Source organism: Binatus sp. (SeqCode) (genome assembly GCF_036522015.1).
Lineage (GTDB): Bacteria > Desulfobacterota > Binatia > Binatales > Binataceae > Binatus.
On record NZ_DATDGQ010000093.1, the window covers coordinates 1 to 2,433 of the forward strand.

Genomic DNA, 2,433 nt, shown 5'->3' on the forward strand with positions numbered 1-2,433 from the left:
GTAGAACTTGTTGATCTGCGGCGGGATGAAAACCAGCGGACGCTCGTAAACCTTGTCGGTCGAGGGCGCATACTGAATCACCTCGCAGACCGGGCTGCGAAACACGACGGCGCCCGGCGAGAGCGCGAGATTTTTGCCGACTTCAAACGGCCGCTTGTCCACCGTCGAGGGCATCCCTCCATTGCTCCACAAATCGCCGATGAAGTTGCGCAGGCCCCACAGCACGCTCATTCCCGAGGTGTCAAAGGCGCGCTTGAGCGCCGCGGGATTGAGCCAGAACGCGTTGGTCGGCGCGAGCGCCTCGGTCATCAGCGTCACCGCGAACTTCTGCTGCTCGACTTCCTTCCACTCGACGCTTTCGTCCTCGTTGACGAGATCGTGCATCGCAGCACGCCATGCGAGGTAGGTCTGCATGATGCGATGGTAGAGCGGATGCTCCGTCCAGGCCGGATCGCCGAAGCGCCGGTCGCCGGCTTCAGGAGCGACCGAGGAAACGCCCGCTATGATCTGCCCGAGTTCGAGCGAGAGTTGGATCGCTCGCGACGCCGCCGTCGTGGGTTGCGAGGCGATATGTGTGAGCAGAGTCGTCAGCGTGCCGAGCACCTGCGTGGCGTCGAGGCCGACGAACGGATTGGCGCCGAGCAGCGCATTCAGCGCGGGATGATTTTCCTCGGGAGTCAGAATCTCAGGCTGCCGCTTGGCTGCACCGTCCATGTCGTACCTCCTGGTTCGGCAGACTGATCGCTAGCCTAACAGTTCGAGGCCGTGCTCGAACATCCGCGGCGCTGACAGCGCCGTCTCTTCCCACAGCGGATCGTGACGCTTGCCGCGCCGATGCAGCATCAGGTTGAAGCACGTGATTACGCCGAAACGGTAGCCCGCGAACGCGCGGAACCATCGCACTTCCGCCGCGGAGACCGGGAAGCCGGCGGCCTCAGCGTACGCGTCGACGATTTCGTCGGCGTTGAGGAGGGCGCCTCGCACGTCGGGGCCGACCCAGCTCCCGGGGTCCGAGAAAAAGCAAATCCAGCCGAGGTCGAGCAGCGTTGCGCCGACCAGCGAGATTTCCCAATCGATCAGCGCGACGACGCGTTCCTCGTTGAACAGCACGTTGGACCATTGGAAGTCGCCATGGACGCATCCGATGCGCGCGCCCGTCGGCAGGCTCGAGCGCAGGCGCTCGCGCAGTTCAGGTGCGCGCGCGACGACCGCGGGATCCAGCGTCGGGCGGTCGAGCAGGTAGTCAAGGCGCCTAAGTTCCTCGCTGAGCGCGAACGGCTCGCCCCATGCGGCGCGGCGCGGCTCCCACGCGACGTTGTGCAGCGCGGCCATCGTCGCAATTCCATTGCGCGCCAGCCGTTTCAGGTGCGCGAGAGGCAGCGTGGATTCGCCGAGCTTGAATCCTTCGACGAACCCGCCGACGAAGTACGGCCGCTCGAAGAACTCGGGCTCGTCGCCGTACCAGATGATCGGCGGTACCGCGACTGGCGTGTCGGCCAGTGATGCCATCACGCGCGCCTGCCGCACGATATCGGCGGGACCTGAAATTTTGACGCCGGGAGGCGCGATCCGCACGACATATTTCCCCGCCGGCGTCGCATCAGGAGCACTGCGCTCGAGGATAAAGCTGTAGCTGAAGCCGGCGTGACCCGGCAGCGACTCGAGCGAATGCGCTCGCGCGCCGGCGTCACCGGTCTTCGCGCGCACCAGGGCAGTCAGCTGCGCGGTTACCTGTTCGATATCTCCGGGCATCGCGAACGATCTCGCCCGCTAACCCTTCATCCCGGTTTGCGCCGCCGCGGGATGCAAGCTCGACTTGGCGCTGGGACGCGAATCGACGCGCTTGAACCATGCGTTCAGGTTCTTCAGCGACGGATCGAGCGGCTGTTTGACGCTGCCGCCGAAATCGAGCGCGCAATACAGAATGATGTCGGCGACGGTGAAGCGATCGCCCGCGATGTACTGCTTACCTTCGAGCAGCTTATCGAGCCACTTGAGCTTGTCCTGCACCACCGCCTTCATCCCGGGCGCCGCCTCGGGCAGGATGCGCATCCGATCCTTGAAGAGCTGCGCGCCCTCGGAGTAGCGGAAGGCATTGTAGAGAATCTCGGTGATCTGCAGCTCGACGCGACGCTGCCATTGACGGGTCTCGGCGCGTTCCTCAGCAGTCGTACCGATCAGCGGGGGCGTCGGATGTTTCTCTTCGAGATATTCCCAAATCGCGACGGTCTCGCCGATGCATTTGCCGTTGTCGAGCTCGAGTGCCGGAATTTGCCCGCCGGGATTGCGATCGGTGTACGGCGGCTTGCGATTTTCCGCTCCCAACAGATCTACGGTCTTGGTCGGGATGGTGATTCCCTTCTCCAAAAGGAACATTCGCGTCGCCCGCGGATTGGGTCCGAGTGAATCGTAGAGATGCATGGTGGGGTAGCC

At 63.9% G+C, this 2,433-nt stretch carries 2 protein-coding genes and 1 pseudogene; all 3 read right to left on the reverse strand.

All coding sequences use genetic code 11. The features are described from left to right. Positions 1 to 714: pseudogene (locus VIW95_RS03875) on the reverse strand (class II poly(R)-hydroxyalkanoic acid synthase); the annotation flags it as partial. A 30-nt stretch (positions 715 to 744) separates the two neighbouring features. Further along, positions 745 to 1,752, reverse strand: coding sequence for a phosphotransferase family protein (locus VIW95_RS03880; RefSeq protein WP_331584101.1), 1,008 nt, complete (start codon positions 1,750 to 1,752; stop codon positions 745 to 747). 18 nt (positions 1,753 to 1,770) lie between these two features. Continuing rightward, positions 1,771 to 2,421, reverse strand: a complete 651-nt coding sequence (locus VIW95_RS03885; RefSeq protein ID WP_349259286.1) for a glutathione S-transferase family protein — start codon at positions 2,419 to 2,421, stop codon at positions 1,771 to 1,773. Positions 2,422 to 2,433: the final 12 nt, after the last annotated feature.

What these genes read in the sequence shown, in the direction of transcription:
- VIW95_RS03880 (WP_331584101.1), bottom strand. Translation starts at nt 1,752, where the DNA reads ATGCCCGGAGATATCGAACAGGTAACCGCGCAGCTGACTGCCCTGGTG.
- VIW95_RS03885 (WP_349259286.1), bottom strand. Translation starts at nt 2,421, where the DNA reads ATGCATCTCTACGATTCACTCGGACCCAATCCGCGGGCGACGCGAATG.